At 59.8% G+C, this 22,740-nt stretch carries 16 protein-coding genes and 1 pseudogene; 5 read left to right on the top strand and 12 right to left on the bottom strand.

All coding sequences use genetic code 11. The features are described from left to right. Positions 1-34: 34 nt before the first annotated feature. The gene (locus BM300_RS05025; RefSeq protein WP_092462208.1) at positions 35-1,075 is read left to right on the top strand and encodes a zinc-dependent alcohol dehydrogenase family protein; all 1,041 of its coding nucleotides are present in this window, start codon (positions 35-37) and stop codon (positions 1,073-1,075) included. Here BM300_RS05025 and BM300_RS05020 read toward each other — a convergent pair. The 12 genes from BM300_RS05020 to BM300_RS04965 all read right to left on the bottom strand — a co-directional run bounded on the left by BM300_RS05020 (position 1,072) and on the right by BM300_RS04965 (position 16,968). After that, positions 1,072-3,093, bottom strand: a complete 2,022-nt coding sequence (locus tag BM300_RS05020) for a DKNYY domain-containing protein (RefSeq protein WP_092462206.1) — start codon at positions 3,091-3,093, stop codon at positions 1,072-1,074. The genes BM300_RS05025 and BM300_RS05020 overlap by 4 nt on opposite strands. Before the next feature lie 228 nt (positions 3,094-3,321). Further along, entirely contained in the window at positions 3,322-3,585 is a 264-nt protein-coding gene (locus BM300_RS05015; protein ID WP_003203536.1) for a hypothetical protein, read from the bottom strand. Between the two features lie 60 nt (positions 3,586-3,645). Further along, positions 3,646-4,752 carry a glycosyltransferase family protein gene (locus BM300_RS05010; RefSeq protein WP_092462204.1) on the bottom strand — a complete coding sequence of 369 codons (1,107 nt, stop codon included), beginning with the start codon at positions 4,750-4,752 and terminating at the stop codon, positions 3,646-3,648. Further along, positions 4,743-5,852 carry a non-hydrolyzing UDP-N-acetylglucosamine 2-epimerase gene (wecB, locus tag BM300_RS05005; RefSeq protein WP_092462202.1) on the bottom strand — a complete coding sequence of 370 codons (1,110 nt, stop codon included), beginning with the start codon at positions 5,850-5,852 and terminating at the stop codon, positions 4,743-4,745. Before wecB ends, BM300_RS05010 begins: the two co-directional genes overlap by 10 nt. Beyond that, complete coding sequence (locus BM300_RS05000; protein WP_092462200.1) at positions 5,849-7,435, bottom strand: FAD-dependent oxidoreductase; 1,587 nt, start codon at positions 7,433-7,435, stop codon at positions 5,849-5,851. The genes wecB and BM300_RS05000 overlap by 4 nt, the downstream gene beginning before the upstream one ends. Beyond that, positions 7,425-8,705 (bottom strand): NAD-dependent epimerase/dehydratase family protein, encoded by a 1,281-nt coding sequence (locus BM300_RS04995; protein ID WP_092462198.1) that lies wholly within the window; start codon positions 8,703-8,705, stop codon positions 7,425-7,427. Before BM300_RS04995 ends, BM300_RS05000 begins: the two co-directional genes overlap by 11 nt. Before the next feature lie 2 nt (positions 8,706-8,707). Then, entirely contained in the window at positions 8,708-9,115 is a 408-nt protein-coding gene (locus tag BM300_RS04990) for a GtrA family protein (RefSeq protein ID WP_063320414.1), read from the bottom strand. Next, a complete protein-coding gene (locus tag BM300_RS04985; RefSeq protein WP_256575796.1) occupies positions 9,112-9,798 on the bottom strand; it encodes a class I SAM-dependent methyltransferase in 687 nt (228 codons plus the stop codon). Before BM300_RS04985 ends, BM300_RS04990 begins: the two co-directional genes overlap by 4 nt. 92 nt (positions 9,799-9,890) lie before the next feature. Beyond that, positions 9,891-10,913 (bottom strand): glycosyltransferase family 2 protein, encoded by a 1,023-nt coding sequence (locus BM300_RS04980; protein ID WP_092348297.1) that lies wholly within the window; start codon positions 10,911-10,913, stop codon positions 9,891-9,893. 12 nt (positions 10,914-10,925) lie between these two features. Then, entirely contained in the window at positions 10,926-13,334 is a 2,409-nt protein-coding gene (locus tag BM300_RS04975) for a phospholipid carrier-dependent glycosyltransferase (RefSeq protein ID WP_256575794.1), read from the bottom strand. 219 nt (positions 13,335-13,553) lie between these two features. Then, positions 13,554-16,001: a glycosyltransferase gene (locus BM300_RS04970; RefSeq protein WP_092462192.1), complete on the bottom strand. Its 2,448-nt coding sequence runs from the start codon at positions 15,999-16,001 to the stop codon at positions 13,554-13,556. A 148-nt stretch (positions 16,002-16,149) separates the two neighbouring features. Beyond that, entirely contained in the window at positions 16,150-16,968 is an 819-nt protein-coding gene (locus BM300_RS04965; protein ID WP_092348306.1) for an ABC transporter permease, read from the bottom strand. Between the two features lie 183 nt (positions 16,969-17,151). Here BM300_RS04965 and BM300_RS31300 point away from each other — a divergent pair. The 4 genes and pseudogenes from BM300_RS31300 to BM300_RS04950 all read left to right on the top strand — a co-directional run. Beyond that, a pseudogene (locus BM300_RS31300) lies at positions 17,152-18,375 on the top strand (ABC transporter ATP-binding protein); the annotation flags it as partial. Then, a complete protein-coding gene (locus BM300_RS31295; protein WP_256575801.1) occupies positions 18,355-19,875 on the top strand; it encodes a polysaccharide pyruvyl transferase family protein in 1,521 nt (506 codons plus the stop codon). The pseudogene BM300_RS31300 and the gene BM300_RS31295, both read left to right, overlap by 21 nt. Beyond that, a complete protein-coding gene (locus BM300_RS04955) occupies positions 19,869-20,555 on the top strand; it encodes a 2OG-Fe(II) oxygenase (protein ID WP_170862013.1) in 687 nt (228 codons plus the stop codon). Before BM300_RS31295 ends, BM300_RS04955 begins: the two co-directional genes overlap by 7 nt. After that, entirely contained in the window at positions 20,548-22,722 is a 2,175-nt protein-coding gene (locus tag BM300_RS04950; protein ID WP_092462188.1) for a glycosyltransferase, read from the top strand. Before BM300_RS04955 ends, BM300_RS04950 begins: the two co-directional genes overlap by 8 nt. Positions 22,723-22,740: the final 18 nt, after the last annotated feature.

Below are 22,740 nucleotides of genomic sequence, written 5' to 3'. Positions count from 1 at the left end.
AGGTATAGCGCTTTTCTAAAGTAGAGGGATCCTCATGAAAGCCGTAGTTTACGAAGCCTTTTCCCAACCTCCGCGTTTGATGACCGTCGAAGACCCGACCCCCGAGCGTCACGGTGTGGTGGTTCAGGTCCTTGGCACGGGCGTCTGCCGAAGCGACTGGCATGGTTGGAAAGGTCACGACCCTGACATTCGACTGCCCCATGTGCCCGGTCACGAATTGGCAGGGATCGTGACTGAGGTCGGTAAAGATGTCACAAGATGGAAGGTGGGCGATCGCATCACCGTGCCTTTTGTCGGCGGCTGCGGCGCGTGTCCGGAATGCAATAGCGGCAACCAGCAGGTGTGCCACAGCCAGTTTCAGCCGGGTTTCACCCATTGGGGCTCTTTCGCCGAGTATGTGGGGATTCACAAGGCGGATTTGAACCTGGTTGCGTTGCCGGAAAACATGGACTTCGCCACGGCGGCGAGCCTGGGCTGTCGTTTCGTCACCTCGTTCCGCGCGGTTGTCGATCAAGGCAGGGTCTCGGCGGGGCAGTGGGTGGCGGTTCATGGCTGTGGTGGCGTGGGGCTGTCCGCGGTGATGATCGCCCACGCTATCGGGGCGAACGTCATCGCCATCGATATCTGCGACGATAAGCTCAAGCTTGCCCAGTCGCTTGGTGCCGTCGCGACGGTCAACGCAAGCCGGGTGGCGGATGTCACCGAGGCGGTACTCGAGATTACGAAGGGCGGCGCTCACGTTTCGCTGGATGCCCTGGGTCATCCAACGACCTGCTTCAACTCCATCAATAATCTGAGACGGCGCGGCAGGCATGTCCAGGTCGGTTTGATGCTGGCGGACCACAGCACCCCCTCGATCCCAATGAGCAAGGTCATTGCCTACGAGCTGGAGATCTGTGGCAGCCATGGCATGCAGGCTCACCGTTACGGCGCGATGATGGACATGATTACGTCCGGCAAGCTGGCGCCTGAAAAACTGGTGGGCAAGACCATCAGCCTTGAGCAATCGATTGATGCGCTCATGAACATGGACCGGTTTGACACCGCAGGCGTTACGGTTGTGACGCAGTTCTAAACGCTTGCCGCCGGCTGGCCGAGCGATTCCCGATACTGCGTTTCATCGACCTCGCTCAGCGTCGCATAACCGTCGTAATGGTAGAACCGATGCCTGTCACGGGCGTAGCGGTCATTCAGAAATTCGAGGGTGGCCAGGTCGATCCGCTTGGCGCTCAGCGGGCGTCGGTGGCAGAACAACTTACGCGTGCCCAGTTGCAGGAAGTCGGGATGTGGCACGCGGACTTCATTGGGGTCGAATGCCACATCCAGCGGCTTGCCTTCCGAGAGAATCAGGGTAGGGCTGATGGCATAGGTGCCGAGAATGCGGGTGTCCGAGGGATGTAGCCGCTTTTTCGCCTCGCCGTAGTAATACACCGTGTCCTGATCCTTGGCCCAGCCATGCCCACAGGACTCGAAAGAGGCCGCTTGTGCCTTACGAATCGGTTCCGGGGGATGGTAAAAAATCCGGTGGCAGAACACGGTCTTGCCGTCGGTCAGGTAGGGTGGGCCGAGTGAGCGAAAATGTTCCGCTGCTTCCGGGGAAAAACGTTCGGGTACTTCCGTGTCGGCGTTATGGAATGGGATCAGATACAAGCCGTTGGCATCGCCGCACAGATGCGTGTCCAGCAATTTGAAACTCGCTGCGTCCAGCCCGTTGATCACGCGTCCATGGAAATACACCTGGTCGCCTAGCTCAAAACCGAGACCGATGGCCTGTAGCGCCAGCGTTTCCGTGTGCGTTTGTGCGGCTTCAGGCCGTGCCTGCAAGCGGTGCCACCAATAACCTTCCAACTGCGGATGGGCTTCGAAGTAAGGCGCCCACGCCGCTTGCATGGCCGCATCGATGATGCCGCCAGAGCCCAGCGGGCCGTGCTTGTCACCGACCAGCACGGGCGAGTAATCCTGGTCATTACGACAGAGCTGGGTCACGACGAAGCTATCCACGTCGACATCGAGGCGTTGCTGGCGCCTGTAGACGTGTTGGTGATCACGGTAATAATCGAACCCCAAGTGACGAAAGCTCGGGCCATGGGCATCGCGCAGGCGGGTCCCGGCGGCGTAGACGAACTGGTCGTCCACGGCAAAATACTCATCCTCGTATTCGCTGGCGCTGACCACGCGACCGCCGTCATCGAACGCTGGCTGCCAGCACTGGAGCAGGTGGAAGTCGCCCACGTAGCGAATGGTTTTTCCGGTCAGGTAATAGGCGCGTTGCTTGTCCTTGGCGTAGCGTTCGTTAAGCACGGTGAAGGTCGCCAGGTCGGCATTGTCGATGCGGTAGAAGTACTCATAGGAAATGCTCGAACCTTGCTGCGCTTGCACGATGATCGACTGCCCATCGGTGCCCCAGCGTTGGGCGAGCATCTGGAAGTTGTCCGGGTTGGCGACCGGCAGCGGCGTGCCGTCCTTCTGGTGCAGTGGCTTGAAGCCCCTATAGACTTGATCGTCGATCACTCGATAGGATGAGTGGTTGCAATACCGCACCCGCGCCGTGGCGCTGGCGATAATGTGCCCCTGCAAAAAGAGATGCGCACCGTCGCAGAACAGGGCGGACGCTGAAGTCACCGTGGCTGGGGACGAGGCCAGCAGGGCCAGCCTGTCGGGTCGCGCCTCGTGGATTTGGGTGATCGCGTACTCGCCGAACCAATAGGCGCCGGTTGCGTCACGCCAGTACTGGTGGCCGAGGCTTTCCAGGCCCTTGTCGAACCGAAACGGCAAGGGCTGCAGCGCGTGGTAGCCGTGGCGCTCCCGGTAGGCCGGAAGCAGGTAGTAATCACGCAGGGCGCCGCGCAAGACCCAAGGGTTGCGTCGATGCCGCCAAACCGGCTGACCGGCCAGCAAGGGTGAGGGCGGATAGTGCCCAGCGCTGGCCCATTGTGCCAACTCGCCGGGTCGTGCGCCTTGAGGGTTGAGCATGATGTACACATCAGGCACTTGCCCGTCGCCCAGCAGCACACCGTCCATGAAAGCGAAGCCTTGATGCCATTCAAGGTTCAGCGGTTCCCAGTCAGCCTTATCCGTCCCTGTGATTGTCATTTATTGCGATCTGCTCTCCAGGTAGGTGGGACACCAAGTCAAAGATCGCCGCCGCCACGCTCAAAAAATGAACTTGAACAGCGCAATCACCACGATCAGGCCAATCAGGAAAATGATACCTACGGTACCGCCAAGGAATTTCAACATAAGAACGCTCTCATCGGATGGGCTTATTCGTCTAGACCGCCACCGATAACGCTCGTTTCGTTGAATATTCATGCGTGGTGATCAATGAACCGCAAAGGACCTTGGCACCGGCACATGCTCGAATTTGGAAATGGTCTTGATCCAGTAGCGGCGATAGTCCGTCTGGTCCGGCGCCAGCGGCTTGTGGCTGGACCATGGGTGTTTCTCCTTCAGGCTGGCGCGGTACGCTTCCCATTCCTTCTGCTCGGCCACTTCCCGGGCTTTGCTCCGGTCATCGAACCAGCCCAGAACGTAAGCTTCGCCCTGGTCCGTGCCGTGCGCTATCAGCAAATAAATCTCTGTCATGACTGACCTACCGTTCTGTCCTGCGCCCCAGTTGCGGGGTCTTATCCTGGGTATCGGCCGTTATTGGCCGTTTTTGAGATTGATCGCAGAAAAACGCTGAGCCCAACGGTGCGCCTGACGAAATTGATGAACAGTCGAGCGGTCGCTTGGGCTGGCGAGTGCTTCCGTGGCGGTTTTACCCAGATCGGTGCCTTCATCCACGATCCAGACCCCCGGTTCTCGGTCGCGCAGGGCCATTTCACCGAAGCGAGTGGAGATGACGGGCAGGCCCAGGGCACGGTATTCGTAGTATTTGATCGGGTCGACCGAGGCGGTCAGGCGGTTGAGCTTGAACGGGATCAAACCCACCGAAAACGTTGTCATGGCTGCGATTGCACCGGCATGGGAGCACTCCGGGAGCAGCTCAATGTTGGCGGGCAATACGCAAGGCGGTGGTGTGAAGAGGGGGCCGATCAGCCGGATCTGGTTTCCAGGATTGGCCTGCGCCAGCGCGATGACCAGCTCCCAATCGAACCAACGCCCCAGCGTGCCAACGTAGCCGAGTACCTGCTGTTTGACACCGAAGTCCAGGCTTTCGACCGGCGCCAGTGCATGCATGTCACAGGCATTGAGGGCCAGTTCTACCTGGTCGGTCATGCCCAGGAGTCTGTCGCGAAGCGGGCTGGAGGACGCCAGTACTGTGCCCACCTGTCGAATGAGCTGCGCCTGGCGACGTTCCATGGACCTGCGTGACAGGCCCTGATAAAAGGCCGGGAAATCATCCATGGCATCGTAGACGGCACGGCTGCCAGGGATGAGGGCGAGCAGTTGCAGGGCCAGTTCGGAAGGTTTTCCGACACAGATCATGCAGGGCCCTTTTGCGGAAAATGCCGCAGCCTCTTTGAACAGGTTGCGCCACAGTCGCTTGAGGAGCAACGCTGAGCCCGGAATGGGCTCGATGGGTAGGCTCCGGGGTTTGCAGATCTGCAACCAGGGTGGAACGCTGACGCTTTGCTGATCGGCAACAGGCAGCTTGCGCGTGAGGTCGGTCAGCGTCGGTAAGCGTGTCGGGTACGGATCGATCCAGAAGACCGGCGCCCCGGTCTGCTGGTGATACCCGTTGACAAAGTGATGGGCGCGCTGGCTGAAGCTGGCCCATGGCACCGGGGACAGGTAGATCATGCGCATGACTGGAAGTACTGCCTGAGAGCGTCGACGATGCGCGCGGCGGCCTTGCCGTCACCATAGGGGGAAACCCCACGTGCCATGCGCTGGTAAGCCTGTGGGTCATCGAGCAGGCGCTGTGCCTGTTCGACGATGGTGTCCCGGTTGGCGCCCACCAGCTTGACCACGCCGAGCTCGACGGCCTCCGGGCGTTCGGTTTCCTCCCGCAATACCAGCACGGGTTTGCCCAGGGCCGGGGCTTCTTCCTGCACGCCTCCGGAGTCACTGATGATCAGGTAAGAACGCTTCATTGCCGCGATAAACGGTGCGTAATCCAGCGGTGCGCAGAGGAGAATGTTCGGCGTCTGGCCGAGCAATCGGTGGGCGACATCCTTGACGTTCGGGTTGGGATGGACGGGGTAGAGGATCTGGATGCCTGGGTTGCGCTCGGCCAGGACCTTGAGGGCCTGGCAGATATTCTGGAACGGTTCGCCGAAGTTTTCCCGCCGATGGGCGGTCACCAGCACCAGGCGTTTGCTGGCGTCCAGTGGGATAGTCAAGGCGGAGCCTTGTGCGGCTGTCATCAACAAGGCATCGATCACGGTATTGCCAGTCAGGGTGATATCCCTGGCGGCGACACCCTCGCGCAGCAAGTTGTCCACGGCCTGCTGGGTCGGCGCGAAATGCCAGCGAGCCAGTTTGCCGGCGATCACCCGGTTGGCTTCTTCGGGGAACGGATTGCCTAGGTCCCCGGTACGCAGGCCGGCTTCAACATGGCCAAAGGGAATCCGCAGGTGGAAACACGCCAGTGCGGCGCACATGACCGTGGTCGTGTCGCCTTGAGCCAGTACGCCGTCCGGTTTCTCGGCTTGCAGTACCCCGTCGAGTTCAAGCAGCAAGCGTGAGGTCAGCGCCGTCAATGACTGGTTGGGGCGCATGAGGTCCAGGTCCAGATCGGCGGTGATTGCGAAGCCCTCAAGCACCTGGTCCAGCAAGCCTCGGTGCTGGGCGGTGGCGAGCACCCGACAAACGATATTGTCTTGGGCCTGGAGCGCCTTGATCACAGGGGCCATTTTGATGGCCTCCGGACGCGTACCGACGATGCAGAGTACCTTGCGTGTCATGCCTTGTGATTTCCTATCGTTGTTACGAGTGAACGGGCTATCCGGTCCGCGTTGGCCATGAGAGTCAGCGTGTGGGATTTCTCGGTCAGGCTGGGCAGGCAGGCGCCGTCGACAATATGCACGCCGCCAAGGCCCACGATTTCGCCGAGGCGATCGGTCTGCCCGATCCTGGGCGCCGAGTGCATGGGCAGGGTGCCCGCATAATGGATATCCGCCCCCGGCCTGCCGACCGTGAAGCTCATGGGCATCAATAGCGCGCCCATTTTCCAATAGATCCGCCGCAGCTTTGCCTCGGCGGTCTTCATGAGGCCGGGAAGCTCCGGATGCTCGTGGCCGTTGATGCTCAACGAACCGTCAGGGCGCAAGACCGCCGTGTTGTGAGACAAGTGCCCGGGCAGGAAGATATTCCCGACGACGCAGGCGCTGAGCAGGTTTTTCAGCAGTTCGATGCTGTAGCGTTTGCTCATGGGGATCCGGCTGACAAACTCGGTCATCGGCAAGCCTGTGGTGCTGAACGTCGAACCGAAAGCAGTGGTACTGGCCGTCAGCGCCAGGACGAACGATAGCTGGCCCAGGCCAAATGTCGACACCCTTGGGGTTCCGAGCATTTTTGGCAGCCACAGCAGGAAGGCGGCCGTCGGCGATGACAGCAGCGGGATCGGGGACGAATGGTTCAGGCCCTTGAGGGCGAGCCGGGTCGTGGCCAGGGTGCCCGTTGCCAGCAGCAGGCGCGTACCGCAGAAGCGCCGGGCGCAGCGATGATCGGTGATCGCCCATGCACCGTCCAGTTTCTGCAGATCCTCCACGAGAAAGTCCTGGACGTGCTGGAACCCAGGGTATTGCTTGAGTTTTTGCAGCTCTTGCGAGGCGTTATACAAGGCCTGGTTCTGACAGCCCCACAAGCAGTTTCCAGACAGGTCGCAGGCCCTGCGCTCGTCCAGCGGCTGGCTCAAGACGGCGACCCTGGAGCGGCCAAGGCGAAACCCCTGTTCGGGAAACGCCGATCGGCGCCGGGTGTATTGATCGAGCAGGCGCTGGTGCAGTGTGTCCAATGGCAGGGGCGGTTGCGACCACTCATCGAGACCGAAGTAGCTTGAGAGATCATCGTCGATCCGGCCACTGATACCGATCCGGCGAGTTACCGTTTCATAGGACGCCTGCATCTCGGAGTAATCGATGGGCAGCCCGGCAAAGTCGCTGGCCCCGAGCGTTGCCACGCCGCAGCCCCAGGCATTGGACAGGCCTCCGGTGGCCAGTGAACCGATGCCGATAAAGTTGTCGGTCTCGATGCGATTGCGGGCGCTGAACCCTTCGAAAACATGGGCGTGGGTCGGCGTCTTCAGCTTGGGCGATACCGCGTCCAGTTGGCTCAAGGCGTGGAAGTTTTCGCCGATCATCCATTTCCACTGATGCTCGTCGTTTGCCCTGGCGCTGAGAAATGGACGCGTCGGCGCTGTCACTGAGCCTGTATCGGCCTGGGCATCGACCATCAGGACTTTCAGGCCCGCCTTGACCAGCGGATAGGCTGCCGAAGTCCCGGCCGGACCGCTGCCGACAATGATCACATCAAATTCAGGCTTCACGGTGGGCTTCACTTCCATGCAACAGCTGGCGGGCAAAGGGGCGGCCTAACAGCGCCGCTATCTTCCACGCCAGCGCTTTGACCGAGGTGAGTCCCAGCGCAACCAGCGTGGCGACCAGGCTGCGGGGCTGTTGGGCGCCGAGAAACACTTGCGCGCCCTGGGGGCAGGCTTCGGCTATACCGAGTGCAACCTGCAGGCGCCAGGACAGTTCCTGGCCGCCGGGCTTGTGCAGGACACCGGGATTGTCCAGAAGCGCCAGGAGTATCGGCCAGCGCATCAGCAAGGGTGAATGAATGATGGGTCGGGTTTTACCCGCACGTTGCAATGCCCTGGCGTAACGACTGACCAGGCTTTTTTGCGGCGGGCGTTTGAGCAGGTAGTGCAGGAGGATTGCGGCTTCTTGCAGAAGTCCGCGACGTTGCCCATGGCCGGAGCGATGCATGCCGTGGGCAAGGGGGCGCAACTGGATGCCGAGTTTTTGCAGGGACTGCGCGCTGTCCATGGGCGGCAGGTGGATGAGGGAAAAAATCCGCGCCAGGCCCCATTTCGCGCTCAAGGAGCGTCCGAGTGACAGGCGCAATAGCCTGAGCAATGCCACCGGCAGAGGGACTGGCAGGCGAGCGGCACGCACCCGGTGCGCGGCAATCGACATCAGGAAGCTGCCAAAGGCAATCGGCTGCACGGCGCCCAGATTGAGGATCACGGCGTCAAGGTCATCCCGCTCGACGACCGCTAAGATCGAGGCTGCCAAGTCGTCGACATGAATAGGTTGCACGCCAGGCGCCGGCATCAGGATCGGAACGAACGGGCTGCGGCGCACCAACCCTGACAACAAGCCAAAGAGCCCGCGTTCGGGGCCACCATACACTTGGCCAGGACGGATCACGGTGCCCCCGGCGGCCAATACGTGCTGCTCGATACGCCACTTTGTCCGGCCATAAGCGCCAGGGGCCGTGGCCATGGCGGTTTGACTGGAGATGAAGATGAACCTGGCCGAGCCTTGTTGGGCACAACGGATCAGTGCCTCGGCCGCCTTGACTTCGTCGTCCGTGTTGGTGGGGGATGTCGATGTGTCGGCCGCCAAATGGATCAACACCTGAGTGCCCGCCGGGCACTCGGGCGCCGGGCCCTGCAGGTCATAAGGGAGCCAGGTATAGGTGGCGGGACATGGCTGGCGCGTGGCGCAAATGACCTCGTGTCCGCTGGCCGCCGCGAGGGCTGACAAGCGTTGTCCGATGTAGCCTGTTGCGCCGGTAATCAGTAGCTTCATCGTCATGCGCCTTCGGCGCGGTCAGTGGGAACCGGCGGGTGCGCAGCGCAATGGAACACGAACAGTTTGCTGATCCAGTAAGTCAGCACCACGCAGGCCACATCGGAGACAAATTTCACCAGGGCAGGGCTGTTGACGAAGTACAGCCCCACGCTGAACAGCGCCGAAGCGAGCGGAATATTGATGGCAAGCAACGAGAAATAGCGCACCGCTTGAACCTTGCTGCTGCCGCCGGTCGACTGGAACGTGAAGTGCCGATGCAAAAAGAACGCGAACACACCGGCGACGCCTTTACCGGCGATGTTGGCCAGGACGGGTTGATCGTTGAACAAGGCCATCAATAGCAAGAAAGTCCCCATGTCCAGCGCATAGGCCACGAGTTGGATGATGCCGTACCTGATAAAGGTCAAGACTTCCTCCGGATGACCACGATGTGGTGCAGCGCCAATACCCGTCTCAACGGATACAACAGTTTTTCAACGACCTTGAGCACAGAGATCAGCGCGTCGGGCAGCAACTGGCGAAAGTTCAAGCCGCCGGAAATCAGGTAGCGCAGATAGTTGCCGCAGATTTCCTGGTGGACGATTTCCAGGCCCGGGTGCTTGCGCTCGAACGCCTGCCTGTCGCGAATGAAGACGATGTAGCTGAGGGCTTGGTTGGCACCGTTCATGGGCCCGGTCGACGGGGTTTCCCAAGATGGGAAGTGCATGTCGAAGCCTTCGGATTTGAACAGGCGCTTATAGAGAAAAGCGGCAAAGGGGCCGTGGAAGGGTTCGATCAAAATGGCGCCGCCGCCGATCTTGAGGGTTCTTTCCAGCTCCGTGAAGAAGCGATCGGGATGAGGGAAGTGGTGAAAACAGTTCTGAGCGTAAAAGGCCCTGACCGAGTGATCGTCCAGGCTCATTGCCTCGGCATTGAGCGCCATGTCCAGTTGCTCGGTGGCGATAATGTCCGTGGCCAATACTTCAGGGTATGAGTGACGCATGGGGGCGATGCCTGCCCCCAACTCCACCTCAAGACCTTCGACCTTGAAATAGTGGTCCGCCAGGCGATGAAACGCGTGGTGGAACTCCACGAAGACTTCCCGAAGCATCGGCTTGCGCTCAAGCACTTTGCCGTGAAGTTCCAGGCGTTCGCTGCCATCGACATCCAATGCCTTGAGCGACGGGTCCGATAAAAAATCTCTCAGCGCTTTAATGAGTTTTCTTCCCGCAATGACGTTGCTTTAACACGCCTGGATTGCCGTGGCCGGCTGGGCACCGAGGCGATGTCGTAACCGAGGAACGCCATGATCAGCTGCAACCCCATGAGCATGGGCAGTGCACTGAGCATCACCGTGCCGGCGGGAGTCGCGATGCCATTCTGCGCCGATTCATACCAGTGATAACTGCCGAAGAATACGCCGAACAAGAACATGACAATCCCGATCGGCAGCTCGATCGAGGCCAGGGACATGTCGCGAAGATAATAGTTGTAGAGCACACGCTTGGTGAAATTGCGCAGGTGTTTGAACAGGAATTCACCGACGATTTTCGAGATATTGAGGTGACTGACCTCATCACCGTATCGGGCTTCCATCGGAATATCCACCACGACGGCACGCACGGTGTTCAGGCGGAACAGAATGTCGGTCTCGAAAAAGTAGCGTTGGCTGACCTTGTCCAGGGGTAAAAGCCTGGCGACGTCGCGGTGAATCGCCGTGTAGCCGTTGGTGGGGTCGAACAGATCCCAATAACCCGTCGACAGTTTGGCCATCAGCGACAACACGGCGTTGCCGAAAAGGCGGATGCGTGGCATCGATTGGACCTCTTCCAGATCGAAAAACCGATTGCCCTTGGTGTAGTCGGCTTCTCCCGCCAGGATCGGCTCGATGAACAGCGGGATCAGGGTCGGGTCCATCTGGCCGTCCCCATCGACTTTGACGATGATACGCGCACCGTCGGCGAGGGCGGCTCGATAGCCGGTCATGACCGCACCGCCCACGCCTTGGTTGACCTCATGGGGCAGCACCTTGACCCGGGGGTCGTGACAGGAAGCCAGGACATGCCCGCCGGAACCGTCCGGGCAGGCATCGTCGATGACGTAGATGCGCCAGACCTCCGGCCCTATGGCCGCTATGACGGCGTCTATATGAGCGGTAACCCGATAGCTGGGGATGACGACGGCGACGCGTTGCTCGTCCGTGAAAAGCGCTGTTTTTGAGTTCATCGATATCGCCCACTATTGCCTGAATGAAAGTGACTTGAACTCCAGGGGAGTGTCGGTATGCCCGGATGCATAAATGATCACGGACGCGGCATTCGCAGGGGCGACGACGCTCATCTCATGGGTCTCCCATTGCGTGGTGCAGTCAAACGTTTCGATGCTGGTGGTAATGAAGTTGCCTTGGTCGTCCATCCAATTGGCCTGGATTCTTCCGGCGGTGACCGTCGTTGCGCAACGTGCGGAAACGCTGTTGATGTACGTCAGCCCCGGCGTCACTTCGACCCGCTGTGTGGCCGGTGTCTTGACGTTGACGGTCAGGATCTTGCGCGACGCGTCATAGGTCGAGGGTGACGTCAGGCTCCAGCCCTCGAGGCTGGACAGCTCTGGGTTGAGCAGGTGTTCGTAGTGCGTGTCATTGAGTTTGCGCAGTTCCATGTCACCCAGTCTGGCATACGACGTGGACACCGTGAGCAGCCGATCGAGTGGCGCCTGGTGAAGGGACTTGAGGTCGATCACCAGCCAGCTCACCTGGCGCCGGCGCAAGCGCTGGGCAAGTTCTGATGGCGAGGTCGCCGCGTCGAACTCGTTTTTCCATTTCAGGTTGTACCACGACGCGTAAAGGGCATCGCCATGCAAACCCGCCATCAAGGGCGACGCAAAGACCGCCACGGGCTGATGTCCGGTATTCAAGGCGTTGACGGTGTCGACCATTTTTCGAATGGGCAGGCGTTCCAATAGATAGGCATCCCGACCGGCCTGGCTCAACAGCGCAGAGGGTTTGATGTCGCCATAGTAAGTCGCGGCCTGGATGAAACGGGTATTGGTCAGGACCAGCACGGCACCGGCGGCGACGGCGAGGCTGCGCGGGAAGATCCTGGCGTCGGAAAAGGGCAGGGCCAGGATCACTGAGAACAGCGCGAAGGAGGGGAACACATAACGCAGGTAGGCCGTTGAGTGGAACGTCATGAACATCGCGCCGGCGCCGACCAGGAGGATGCACAGGGCTTTTTTGTTGCCGCTCAACAGCACGGCGACGGCAGCCGTGGGCAGCAGCAGCCATTGAAAACCTGCCGCGCCAACCCGTCCCTCGATGAACTGAGGCGATTTGAAGACCATTCGATACAGGGTGTCCCAGGTCACCCCGGTACCGAAAGTGGCCGGTGGTTCGAAGTTGATGTTCGGCCAGAGCGGCGAATGGAAAATGGCATTGAAAAACGGGAACACGGGGTTGCCGGTCAAGTACCCGGCAGAGACGTAAGGGGTAGCACCGGCCAGTATCAGGGCGACACTGCCCAGTAGGACCGTCTTGGCGATCCCGTGGACGGCCCAGGCCTTGTAGTGCAGCAAGAGGATCACCAGCAGGACCGGCAGGACGCTCAGGGTCACGGCCTTGGTCGCCATGGCGAAGCCCAGCAGGAGGCCCGCCAGGAGCAATTGCGACAGGCGCTCCCTGGGTTCCGGCGTAGCGCTTGAGACCTTCAGGATCGCCAGCGTCCCGGCCATCATGAAGGCGGTCCACGCCGATTCGATGTGCAGGCTGCTGCTTTCAGCGAAGGCGAGAGGCGTTGACAGAAAGATCAGGCTGGCCCAGCGGGCGCTTGTGGCGGAGCCGCCGGCCCAAAGGGTCATGTTGCGGATTTGCCACGCCAGCAGCAGGGTGAACGCGCCGTTGCTCAGGCGCGAGGCTGTTTCACCGGCCAGCATATAGACAATGCTGTAGATCCAGTCGGCCAGCATGGGCATGACCGCCCACACATAGGTGCTGGCGTCGAACGACCATTGATGCCGCTGGGCCAGGTGTGACGGGACAAAGAGGTGCATGGCCAATGCGTCGTGCCCGACCTCCGGCATGAAGGCGACCAACACATAGAGGCAGGCGAAGCTGCAGATCAGTACGTCGAGCCCCGTCTGGAGGGGTGTTTGCGCTGAGCGGTCGGCCCGGATTTGCCGCAACAGTTCACGGCCTATCGAGGTGATGTGTCTACGCCCCAATACAAGCGGCAACAACAGCAGCGCGCCATACAGCCAGGGGTAGTTGATCGGCAAGTAGGCCGCCAGGCCTGTCAGCGTGCCGAACGTACCGGCTCCCACCAGCAGGTGGACGCTCCAGTCGTCCAAGGTTTCTTGCCTGAGCATCCACCTGCCGAGCACGGTCGAAGACAGTGCGAACACCGCGACGACCATCACCGGCCAAATCTGTGCGCAGGCAATGGACAGGCACGCCAGCAAACCCAGGCAAAGAATGATCGGTGGCTTGCGAGTGAAGACGGTGAGGGCGGCCAGCCCTGCCAGTGACAGCAATATCGTCCGGGTGCCGCTGTTCATGGACGCCAGTTCAAGCGTCGAAAAACCGTATGCGCCGACCACCGCACTCGCCAGCAAAACCAACAACACCACTGCGTATTTCAGGCTGAATCTGGGCAAAATATCGTCTCGGCTAAAGGGGCAATGCTGTCCACTGGATGCTTGTTCGATTCATTGTGGCGAGGGGATTTATCCCCGCTGGGCTGCGAAGCAGCCCCAAAAAGGCTGGATGCAACCAACCTGGCATGCTGCGGTGGCTGGATTCAGGGCCGCTTCGCAGCCCAGCGGGGATAAATCCCCTCGCCACAAATTCATCTGCTGCGCCTGCAAAGGGGCTGCTTATACGTCTCGGTACGTGTGCGGGACCCAGGATCCCCACTTGCTTTCGTAGATCGCCCGGTTCTTTTCGAAAAGTGCCTGTTTTTTCCTTGCACCCAAGGTATTGAACGAGGCGGACAGGTGGTGGTGCACGAAAACGTCTTCGGCACACGCCGCGCGCATGCCACGACGCTGCACGCGACGGCAGTAATCGTCATCCTCGAAGAACCCCAGGCCATACTCTTCGCACAGGCCACCGATTTGCTCGTAGGTCGAGCGCGGGAACATCACGCAGAAAAAGGCCAGGGTGTTGATTTCGAACCACTCGCCCATACGGGCGCGGGTCATCTGCGCGGCTTCGGCGGGCATGTCTTCGATCCGGCCATAGCGGGTGCTGACTTTGGCCTCGTTGCCGATGTTGTTGGTGATCGGGCCGATGATGCCGATTTCCTTGTGGTCCTGCAGATGGCGGATCAAGCCTTTGATCCAGCCGGCGGTGACGACCGTGTCGTTGTTCAGGATGACCAGATAGTCGCCACTGGCCGCTGCGAGGCCCTGGTTGTTGCCGGCGGCGAAGCCCTTGTTGTCCGGGTTGAGGATGACGATCCGGTCCGGATGTCCCTTGGCCCAGGCGGTGAGGTAGGCCGGGGTCTGGTCGCTGGAGTGGTTGTCGACGACGATGATTTCAAGGTTCGGGTATTGGCTCTGGGTCAACAGGCTGTCGAGGCAGGCCTTGGTCAGTTCGAGGTTGTTGTAGGTCAGCACCACGACGCTGACTTTGGGCTGGGGCAATGCCGCGATGGCATCGCGCAGGCTGGCGGCCCGGTGCTGCCAGGTCTGGCCTCGGGCGAACGATTGACGAGCCTCCAATGTGGCGCTGGCCTCCGGCAGTGCCCCCAGGACAGCGCGCAGGGTCGAGATGAACTCAGTCGGCTCTTCAACCGCCCAGACCAGTTTGCCGAACTGGCTCAACTCCGGCAGTTTCACCGACACCACCGGTTTGCCCGCGCTCAGGTATTCATAGACCTTGACCGGGTTGGTGGCGAGGGTCAACGGCATGACCTTGAACGGTAGCAGGCAAACGTCCATGGCGTGGAGGTAGTAAGGCAGGGCGGTATACGGGACTTCACCTTCCAGGATCACATTCGGGCAGGCCTTGAAGTGTTTTTTTGCCTGGACGATATCACTGCCGATCAACAGAATCAGGTGCTGCGGGAAGGATTGGGCGACCCGCTTGACCAGGTCCAGGTCGAACCATTCGGCAATAACGCCGTAGTAACCGATGATCTTTCTGTTGGCAGGGTCCCGGTAGACCCTGTCGGGACGTCGGCTGAAGAAACTGAACTCGCAGGCGTTGCGGATCACCTCGACGTTGCGGTTTTCCCGCTTGCCGTGTTGTTCGATCCAGTCGGATGTCGCCACCAGCAGATCGGCCCTGCGCATCAGGGAGATTTCCAGGTCGAGCAGTTCCTGGGCAACGTTGCCGAAACCTTCGTGATGATCCATGCAGTCATAGACCAGGGTGGCGTTTGGGACACGCCTTGCCAGCGGAAACCAGTAGGCGTGCTGGACAATGCAATCTGCGGCATCGACGTTCGCCGCTTCCAGGAGCATGGCCAGGCCTTCGCACAACTGGCGGATCACGGCCGCTGACGGCGGGGCATGATAGATGGCCGGTGCACCGCGTACCTTGAAACGGATCTGGAACAGCCGGTGGGAGCCTTCCAAAGGTTCTGCTTGGAAGCCGGGGGCCTCGTCGTCGATGAAATTGTTCGAGATATAAAAAGTCGTTTGTCCGGCCCGGGCCAATTCCTTGGCCAGGTTTTGTGGGCGTTGGATGCGAAAGTGCCAGTCAATCACGCCGAACATCAGGATCATGGGCTGCCCGAGGCTGGACGGTACGGCAACGTTTACGGGCGGTGGCAGAGTTTGCAGCGCAAAACCAGCGTCTGGCGATGATTCGCCTGGTGTTGCCTTGCCGGGTTTCAGCCAATTTCGAAGCCGACGCGCCAGTTTGCTTTTCTGCTGTGCGGTGAGGGGCAACCAGGCGTAGACCCGGCGCGATAATTTATACAATTGCTTGCGTATCGAATAACGCAGCGGTGCACGTTCGATGGCGTTGCCCCAGTCGGAAAGCTTGAACAACTCGGCTTGCTTGGCCGCCAGTTGGGCACGCAAATCCACCGCCCAATCGGAAAACACGACAGCCTCTTTTTCCTTTGTCTGGATTAATGCCTCGGCGTCCTTGAGGCGCTGTTCGGCCAGCCGCAGTCGCTCACGCAGCCGCCCGGTCTTGCCTTCTTGAAGTGACAGGCGGGTGCGAAGCGCTTTTGAATCAAGGTTCAGTTGTTTGATAAGCCGATCTCGATTCTCGATTTCCTTGACCAGTTGCAAGGCTTCAATGGATCTGGAATGTGTTGAGCGAGTCAGTTTGTCAATGCAATCAACAAGACGGTTGATCTGGTCCATGCGGTTTTCTGGTCCTTTGGTCAATACGGCAACGCATACTCGGTCTTTCAGGATCGATGTTGGCTTCAATCAACACAGACAGGCCCAGGCTCCAGCCGTGCATGAATCATCATAGCGGCTGCTGGACGGGGCGCCACGCCAACAAGCGTCATATGACGTCGGCAAAGCCTTTGCGTGTCCGCTGGAACCAGGCGAACCCTGAGCAGGCAATCAGTACGGAGGTCGCCGAATAAGCGGCCAGTTGCCCCCATTGTGGCGCCTTGCCCCAAAACAGGACATCGCGAACCATTTCCACCGGCAGTGTCAGGGGATTTGCCTGCAGGGCGACCTGGTAGCTTTGGGGCAGGGTCGAGAGTGGATAGAAAATCGGTGAGAGAAACAGCATCGCCGTGATGATAATGCCGATGAACTGGCCGATATCGCGCAGGTAGACGCTTATCGAGGCGAGAAACCAGGAGATTCCCAGCGTCAGCAGCACCAATGGGAACAGCACCACCGGTAGCAGAAGCGCGGTTACCGGAGGGGTACCGAACAGGACGATATAGAACACCAGCCAGGCCAGGACGCTGACCGCCATGTGGAACAGCGCTGCGCCGAGCGACACCAGGGGCAGGGTTTCCAGTGGAAACACGATCTTCTTGACGTAGTTGGTATTGGCCAGCACCAGGCCTGGCGCACGGTTCACGCATTCGGAAAACAGGTTGAAGACCAGCAGGCCCGCGAACAGCACCAAGGCGAATTCGCTCTTGGATTCACCGCCCCCAGACCAGCGGGCCTTGAAAACGACACTGAACACGAATGTGTAGACCACCAGCATGAAAACCGGCGTGAAGAACGACCATAGAATACCGAGCATCGAGCCTTTGTAGCGACCGATGACTTCCCTGCGGATCAACACGTAGATCAAGATTCGATTGATCAGGACACTCCTGAGCATGGCAACGGGGGACGTGCTGAACGACTGCATCGGTGCTTGATCCTTAAGACAATAGCGGATGCTCCTTGAGTCGCATCCTCATGGAGTAGGCCCAGTGTAGATTCATTCGCAGTGTTTTATCCCATTTGTGCTTAACTCATCCGCAGCGCCCAACGAAGGACGGATTTCAGTGGCACCGCAATAATGGCCGTGATTCATGGAAGGGTTTTGCCGATGTCGTTTGAAGTGGCCATCCACGCCGAAAACCTGAGCAAGTGTTATCAGATTTACGATGCCCCCAAGGACCGCCTGTTGCAGATGCTGGTGCGCGGCAGGAAGCGTTTCTATCGCGAGTTCTGGGCCCTGGACGATGTTTCCCTGACCATCGCAAGGGGGGAGACCGTCGGTATCATCGGCCGTAATGGCAGTGGCAAATCCACCTTGTTGCAACTGATCTGCGGAACGTTGATGCCAACTCGCGGCAGTGTCCAGGGGCAGGGGCGGATTGCGGCGTTGCTCGAGCTGGGGTCTGGTTTCAATCCGGAGTTCACCGGCCGGGAAAACGTCTATGTGAATGCGGCGGTGCTGGGCTTGAGTCGCTCGGAAATCGACGCTCGCTTCGATGACATCCTCGCTTTTGCCAATATCGGCGACTTTATCGACCAGCCCACCAAAATCTATTCCAGCGGGATGCTGGTGCGGCTGGCCTTCGCCGTTTCGGTCTGTGTCGAGCCCGAGATCCTGATCGTCGATGAGGCCCTTTCCGTCGGCGATGCCTCGTTTCAATTCAAATGCCTGAATCGGCTGGAAGAACTGGCTGCCAAAGGCACGACCCTGCTGTTCGTCTCCCATGACATGAGCATGGTCAAGCGCTTTTGCCATCGGGTCATCTATCTGCGCGCAGGCCGGGTCGTTGCCAGTGGTTCGCCCGATGAAATGGCCGAGCTGCATTTGCTCGACATGCGCGACGAGCAACGCCGCTGGGCCAGTGGCGGGGTCATACCGGTGACGCGCAAGTCCTTCATGGGCGGGCAGGAGGGGATGGCCTTCGGGACCGAGGAGGGGCACATCAGCGCTGCCTTCTTCACCAACACCCAGCAACTTTCCTCCAGCTACCTGTATGGCGACGACATCGAGATTCGTGCCGAGGCGTTGCTGCATGAGTCGATCACTCAACCCAACATCAGCTTCACCATCCAGGAAGCCAGGCTGCTGGTGATCGGCGGGGGCAACTTCGCACTGCAAGCAGGCCCGACCGAGAATGGCTGGCGGCGCGCGGCGATCACGGTGCGCTTCCCGGCCAACCTCGCCGAGGGGCGCTATCATGTCACGCTCAAGCTGTTGCACGGCGCGACGGAAGACACCTCGCAACTGATCGAGAAACAGGTGGCGCCCTTGGCGTTCGACATGTTGCCGAACAACAAGCATTTTCTGGGCATGGTTGACCTGGGGTTGCAGAGGATCGACCCTCGGCCAGTCGAGTCGCTTGCCAAGGCCTGCGGGACTCAAGGAGAGAAGGTCTTGACGCAACACCTGGACGAGCGCACGTGGCAGGTCGCTATATTCGGAACCTTTGATGTAGAAAACTACGGTGATCTGCTGTTTCCGATCATTGCCGAGGCGGAATTGGTCCGGCGCTTGGGTTCAGTCAACCTGCATCGGTTTTCCTATCACGGAAAAAATCGACCTGAATGGCCCTATGCGGTGACGTCTTTGACGCAGTTGCCTCGTGTAGCGGCCAGCCTGGATGGCGTTTTGATCGGCGGGGGCTTCCTGATCCGGTTCGATAAAGTCGTTGCCCACGGCTATGGTCCGACAACCGCCAATATCCATCACCCCACCGGTTACTGGTTGACCCCTGCGCTTATCGCGCAGCAGCACGGGGTTCCGGTCATATGGAATGCCCCCGGGATGCATTGCAACAGTATTCCCGACTGGGCCAGGCCGTTGTTGACGATGGCCCTTGAGCAAAGCCTGTACGTGCGCGTCCGTGATGCGCTGTCGCGCGATGCCCTCGGTGCGCTCACCCCGCAGGCCGAGATCGAAGTGCTGCCCGATACCGCGTTCGGCTTGCCCCGCCTGATCGATGAGCAGCAGCCTTCCGTCGAGTTCGTTCGCCTGCGTGAGCAGGCCGGGTTGATGGGGCCCTACATCGTGATCCACGCCATTCATGTGGTGGAATCTTTTGTAAAACTGTTCGAAGACCACGCCGAGGCGTTCCAGGGCTATCAGTTTTTGGTGGTGCCGATAGGCCCTGTGCTGGGGGACGATCCGTCGGTCATTGCCGGGCGCTTGCCTGGGGCCGTCACCTTGTCGTTCTGGCCGGAACCGTTGCTGATGGCGGAAATTCTCAGCCAGGCCCAAGCGGTGATCGGCCATAGTTACCACCTGGCAATCACCGCCCTGGCGTTTGGCGTCCCGGTGTTTTGCTCGGCGGACCTGACCACGGGCAAATACACGGCGTTGGCTGGGTTCGACACACTCCACGCATTGCCGGATGTGGCGACGGTCGATCCGCAATGGTTTCTCGCGCGGGTGGGCAAGACCCGCCCATCGCCCGCGGCGCTTGCGGCGGCAGATCGGTTGGTCGAGCATTGGGACCGGGTCGCGGCGATCATTCGCCAGGGCAAAACGTCGTCCCAGCCGGTGTTGGGCGCTTTTCTACAGCATCTGCCCAATCTGCTCGAAAGCGCAGCCCAGGGTCGCGACCCATTGCCGGCTGAATGTCCGGCAAGCCCCGTCGTGGCGGAGCCTGAGGTCATCGAACCGACGCCGGAGCCGGCAACACAGGCGCTCGCCCAGCAGCAACGGATTGCCCAACTCAGTCAGCAACTGGCCCTCAGTGATGCCAGGATGCTTGAGTTGCAGAACTCCAATTCATTCCGAATGACCGCACCACTGCGTTCCATCGCCCGTGGTATCAGAAACCTGACAGCGAACAAGAACAGACAATGCTAGATCTCTCTCGTCTCACGCCAGCGGCGCTAAAGTCTCATCCGTTCTCATGGGCTGAAATTGGCAGTCTGTATTCGGCCGGGGATGCCGCTGCGTTGGCGGCAACCTTCCCCCATGATCACTTCAAGACGGTAAGTGGCTATGGTGGTGAAAAAAACTATGACTATGAGGCCCGCGCCCTGGTAGACATGGGCAGCCATACCATCGCTTTCCCCGAAGAACTGAGCGAGGCGTGGTTGAGGCTGGCGCAGGATCTTGGCTCGGCCGGCTATCGAGAGGCCATGTCGGAGCTGACCGGGATTGATCTGCGCAGCGTGCCGATGGAGGTCAACGTTTTTCATTACGGTCCTGGCGCGAGCCTGGGGGCCCATCCAGACCTGCCCGATAAACTGGTCACCCATATCCTGTATTTCAATGAGTCCTGGGACCGCAACGACGGCGGGTGCCTGAACATCTTGCACCGTAACGATCCCACTGCCGTGGCGGCCGAGATCGAGCCCCTGGTGGGCAACTCGGCGATCCTGGTGCGTTCGGATAACTCCTGGCATGCTGTCACGCCCGTGGTGAGCGGCTGTCATTCCTCCCGCCGCAGCCTGACGGCAACGTTCTACCGACCGGGGTCCCTCAGTTCCATGTGGCCACCGGGCGACAGCACTCCACTGCATGGATACCCACGTGCTTAAGCTCGACAGCACCTTGATCGACCGCGACGCCGCCTTGGCTCAAAGAGATGCGGCCATCAATGAGCGCGATATTGCCTTGGCAAAAGTCGACTTCCTGCAAAACACCCGTTCGTGGCGTTTCACTCGCCCCTTGCGCTCGCTGTTCCGATGGATGCGGTATGGGTTTGCCGCTACCCAGGAGTTCCCCGACACGGCCGCTGCAATCGTCTACCCGGCCGCACCGGAACCGTTGCCGAACGTTGAGGTGGAGGCTGATTTTGCCACGAAGGGACGCCTGGATATTCTCTGCTTCGCCAACATCGATTGGGCCGCACGCTTCCAGCGACCGCAGCAGTTGATGAGTCAGTTTGCGAGCAATGGTTATCGGGTGTTCTATATCGTCCCCGCCCGTGTGCCGGAACAGGGACAGCTCTATGGATTGACATCGGTGGCGCCCAATGTCTTTGAAGTGGTCCTGCAGCGCGAGGCGCAAGAGGCGTATTACGAAAAAATAGTGACGCCTGAAAATCATCAGGCGTTGCTGCGTGCCCTGGCTGCATTGGTCGTCGACATGCAGATCAGAACCGCCCTCTCGGTGGTGCATATCGCTTACTGGAGCCCCGTGGCACTCAGCCTGCGAGCCATGCATGGCTGGCGGATTCTCTATGACTGCATGGATGACTGGGATGGTTTCCCGAACATCGGCGAACAGCTGCTGGGCGAGGAAAAGACCCTGGTTGCCCAGGCGGATCTGGTGACTGTCTCCGCCGCGTTGCTTTACCACAAGTGGTGCGCCCATAACCCACGCTGCGTACTGGTCCGAAACGCGGTGGATTTCGCTTTTTTTCGGCAGCACTGCTTTACCAATGATGTGCTGAACGGGCTTGTCGGGCCTGTCATTGGTTACTACGGTGCTCTGGCGCAATGGCTCGATTTTCCTTTGCTGGCGGCGTTGGCGGACAGGCGGCCAGCGTGGAACTTCGTCCTGGTGGGGGATATTTTTGTCGACGATCTGGCGGGCCTTGAGCGCAAGCCCAATGTCCAGTTGTTGGGCCGCAAGCCTTATTCGCAGATGCCGCTTTACCTGGATCATTTCGATGCCTGCCTGATTCCCTTCAGGCTCTACAACGTGACGCATGCGGTCGATCCGGTGAAGTTCTATGAGTACATCAGCGCAGGCAAGCCGGTGATCTCCACGCCTTTGACGGAGATGAGCATTTATAAGGACCTGCTGTACTTCGCCACCGGGGTCGATGAGTTCATCGAGCAGATCGAGCGTGCCTTGGCCGAGCGCGACCTGGCCCTGTACAAGCGGCGCGTGGAGCTCGCCCGAGCAAACGACTGGAAGGATCGGTTCAATAGCATGCAACTTGCTATCGTCGGGCTGTACGAGAAAGTCTCCATCGTGCTCGTGACATACAACAACCTCAACCTGACGATTCAATGTGTAAACAGCATTCTGCGCAATACCACCTGGCCCAATTACCAGCTCATTGTCGTCGACAACGGCTCGGAGGATGGTACGGGCGATTATCTTGAGCGCCTGCGCCAAGAGGTGCCGACCGCGAAGGTCATCCTCAACCCCGACAACCGAGGCTTCGCTGCGGCCAATAACCAGGGCTTGCGAGAAGCCGACGGTGACATCCTGCTGTTGCTCAATAACGACACGGTAGTGCCTGGCGGCTGGCTGGACCCGCTGGTCAGGCATTTGAGAGAGCCGAATATCGGCTTGGTCGGGCCGGTCACGAATGCGGTAGGCAACGAAGCGAAAATCGCGATTTCCTACACCGACATTCAACAGATGCAAGATTTTGCAGACCGCTACACCGAAGCCCGCAAGGGACAGACGTTCGACATCTCGATGCTGGCGATGTTTTGTGTCGCCTTTCGCCGCAGCATCCTCGAAGAGGTGGGGTATCTGGATGAAGCATTCGGCATCGGCATGTTCGAGGACGACGACTACAGTCGTCGCGTACAGGCGGCGGGCTACCGGACGGTCTGCGCCGAAGACGCGTTTATCCATCATTACGGGCAGGCGTCGTTCAGGAAGCTGATCGCCAGTGGTGAGTACCAGGCCCTCTGGGACAAAAACCAGGCGTACTTCGAAAGCAAATGGGGGGCGTGGCAGGCCCATGTTCATCGTGACGAGCCTGGCGGGGAAACGGGGGAGAAGGCTGGGTCGCAATAAGGCCGGCACCGACACATC

It is taken from the genome of Pseudomonas sp. NFACC46-3, from assembly GCF_900114515.1.
GTDB classification, from domain to species: domain Bacteria; phylum Pseudomonadota; class Gammaproteobacteria; order Pseudomonadales; family Pseudomonadaceae; genus Aquipseudomonas; species Aquipseudomonas fluorescens_Q.
The sequence above is the reverse complement of the archived record's forward strand: the minus strand, read 5'-3'. Positions and strand labels throughout refer to the sequence as shown.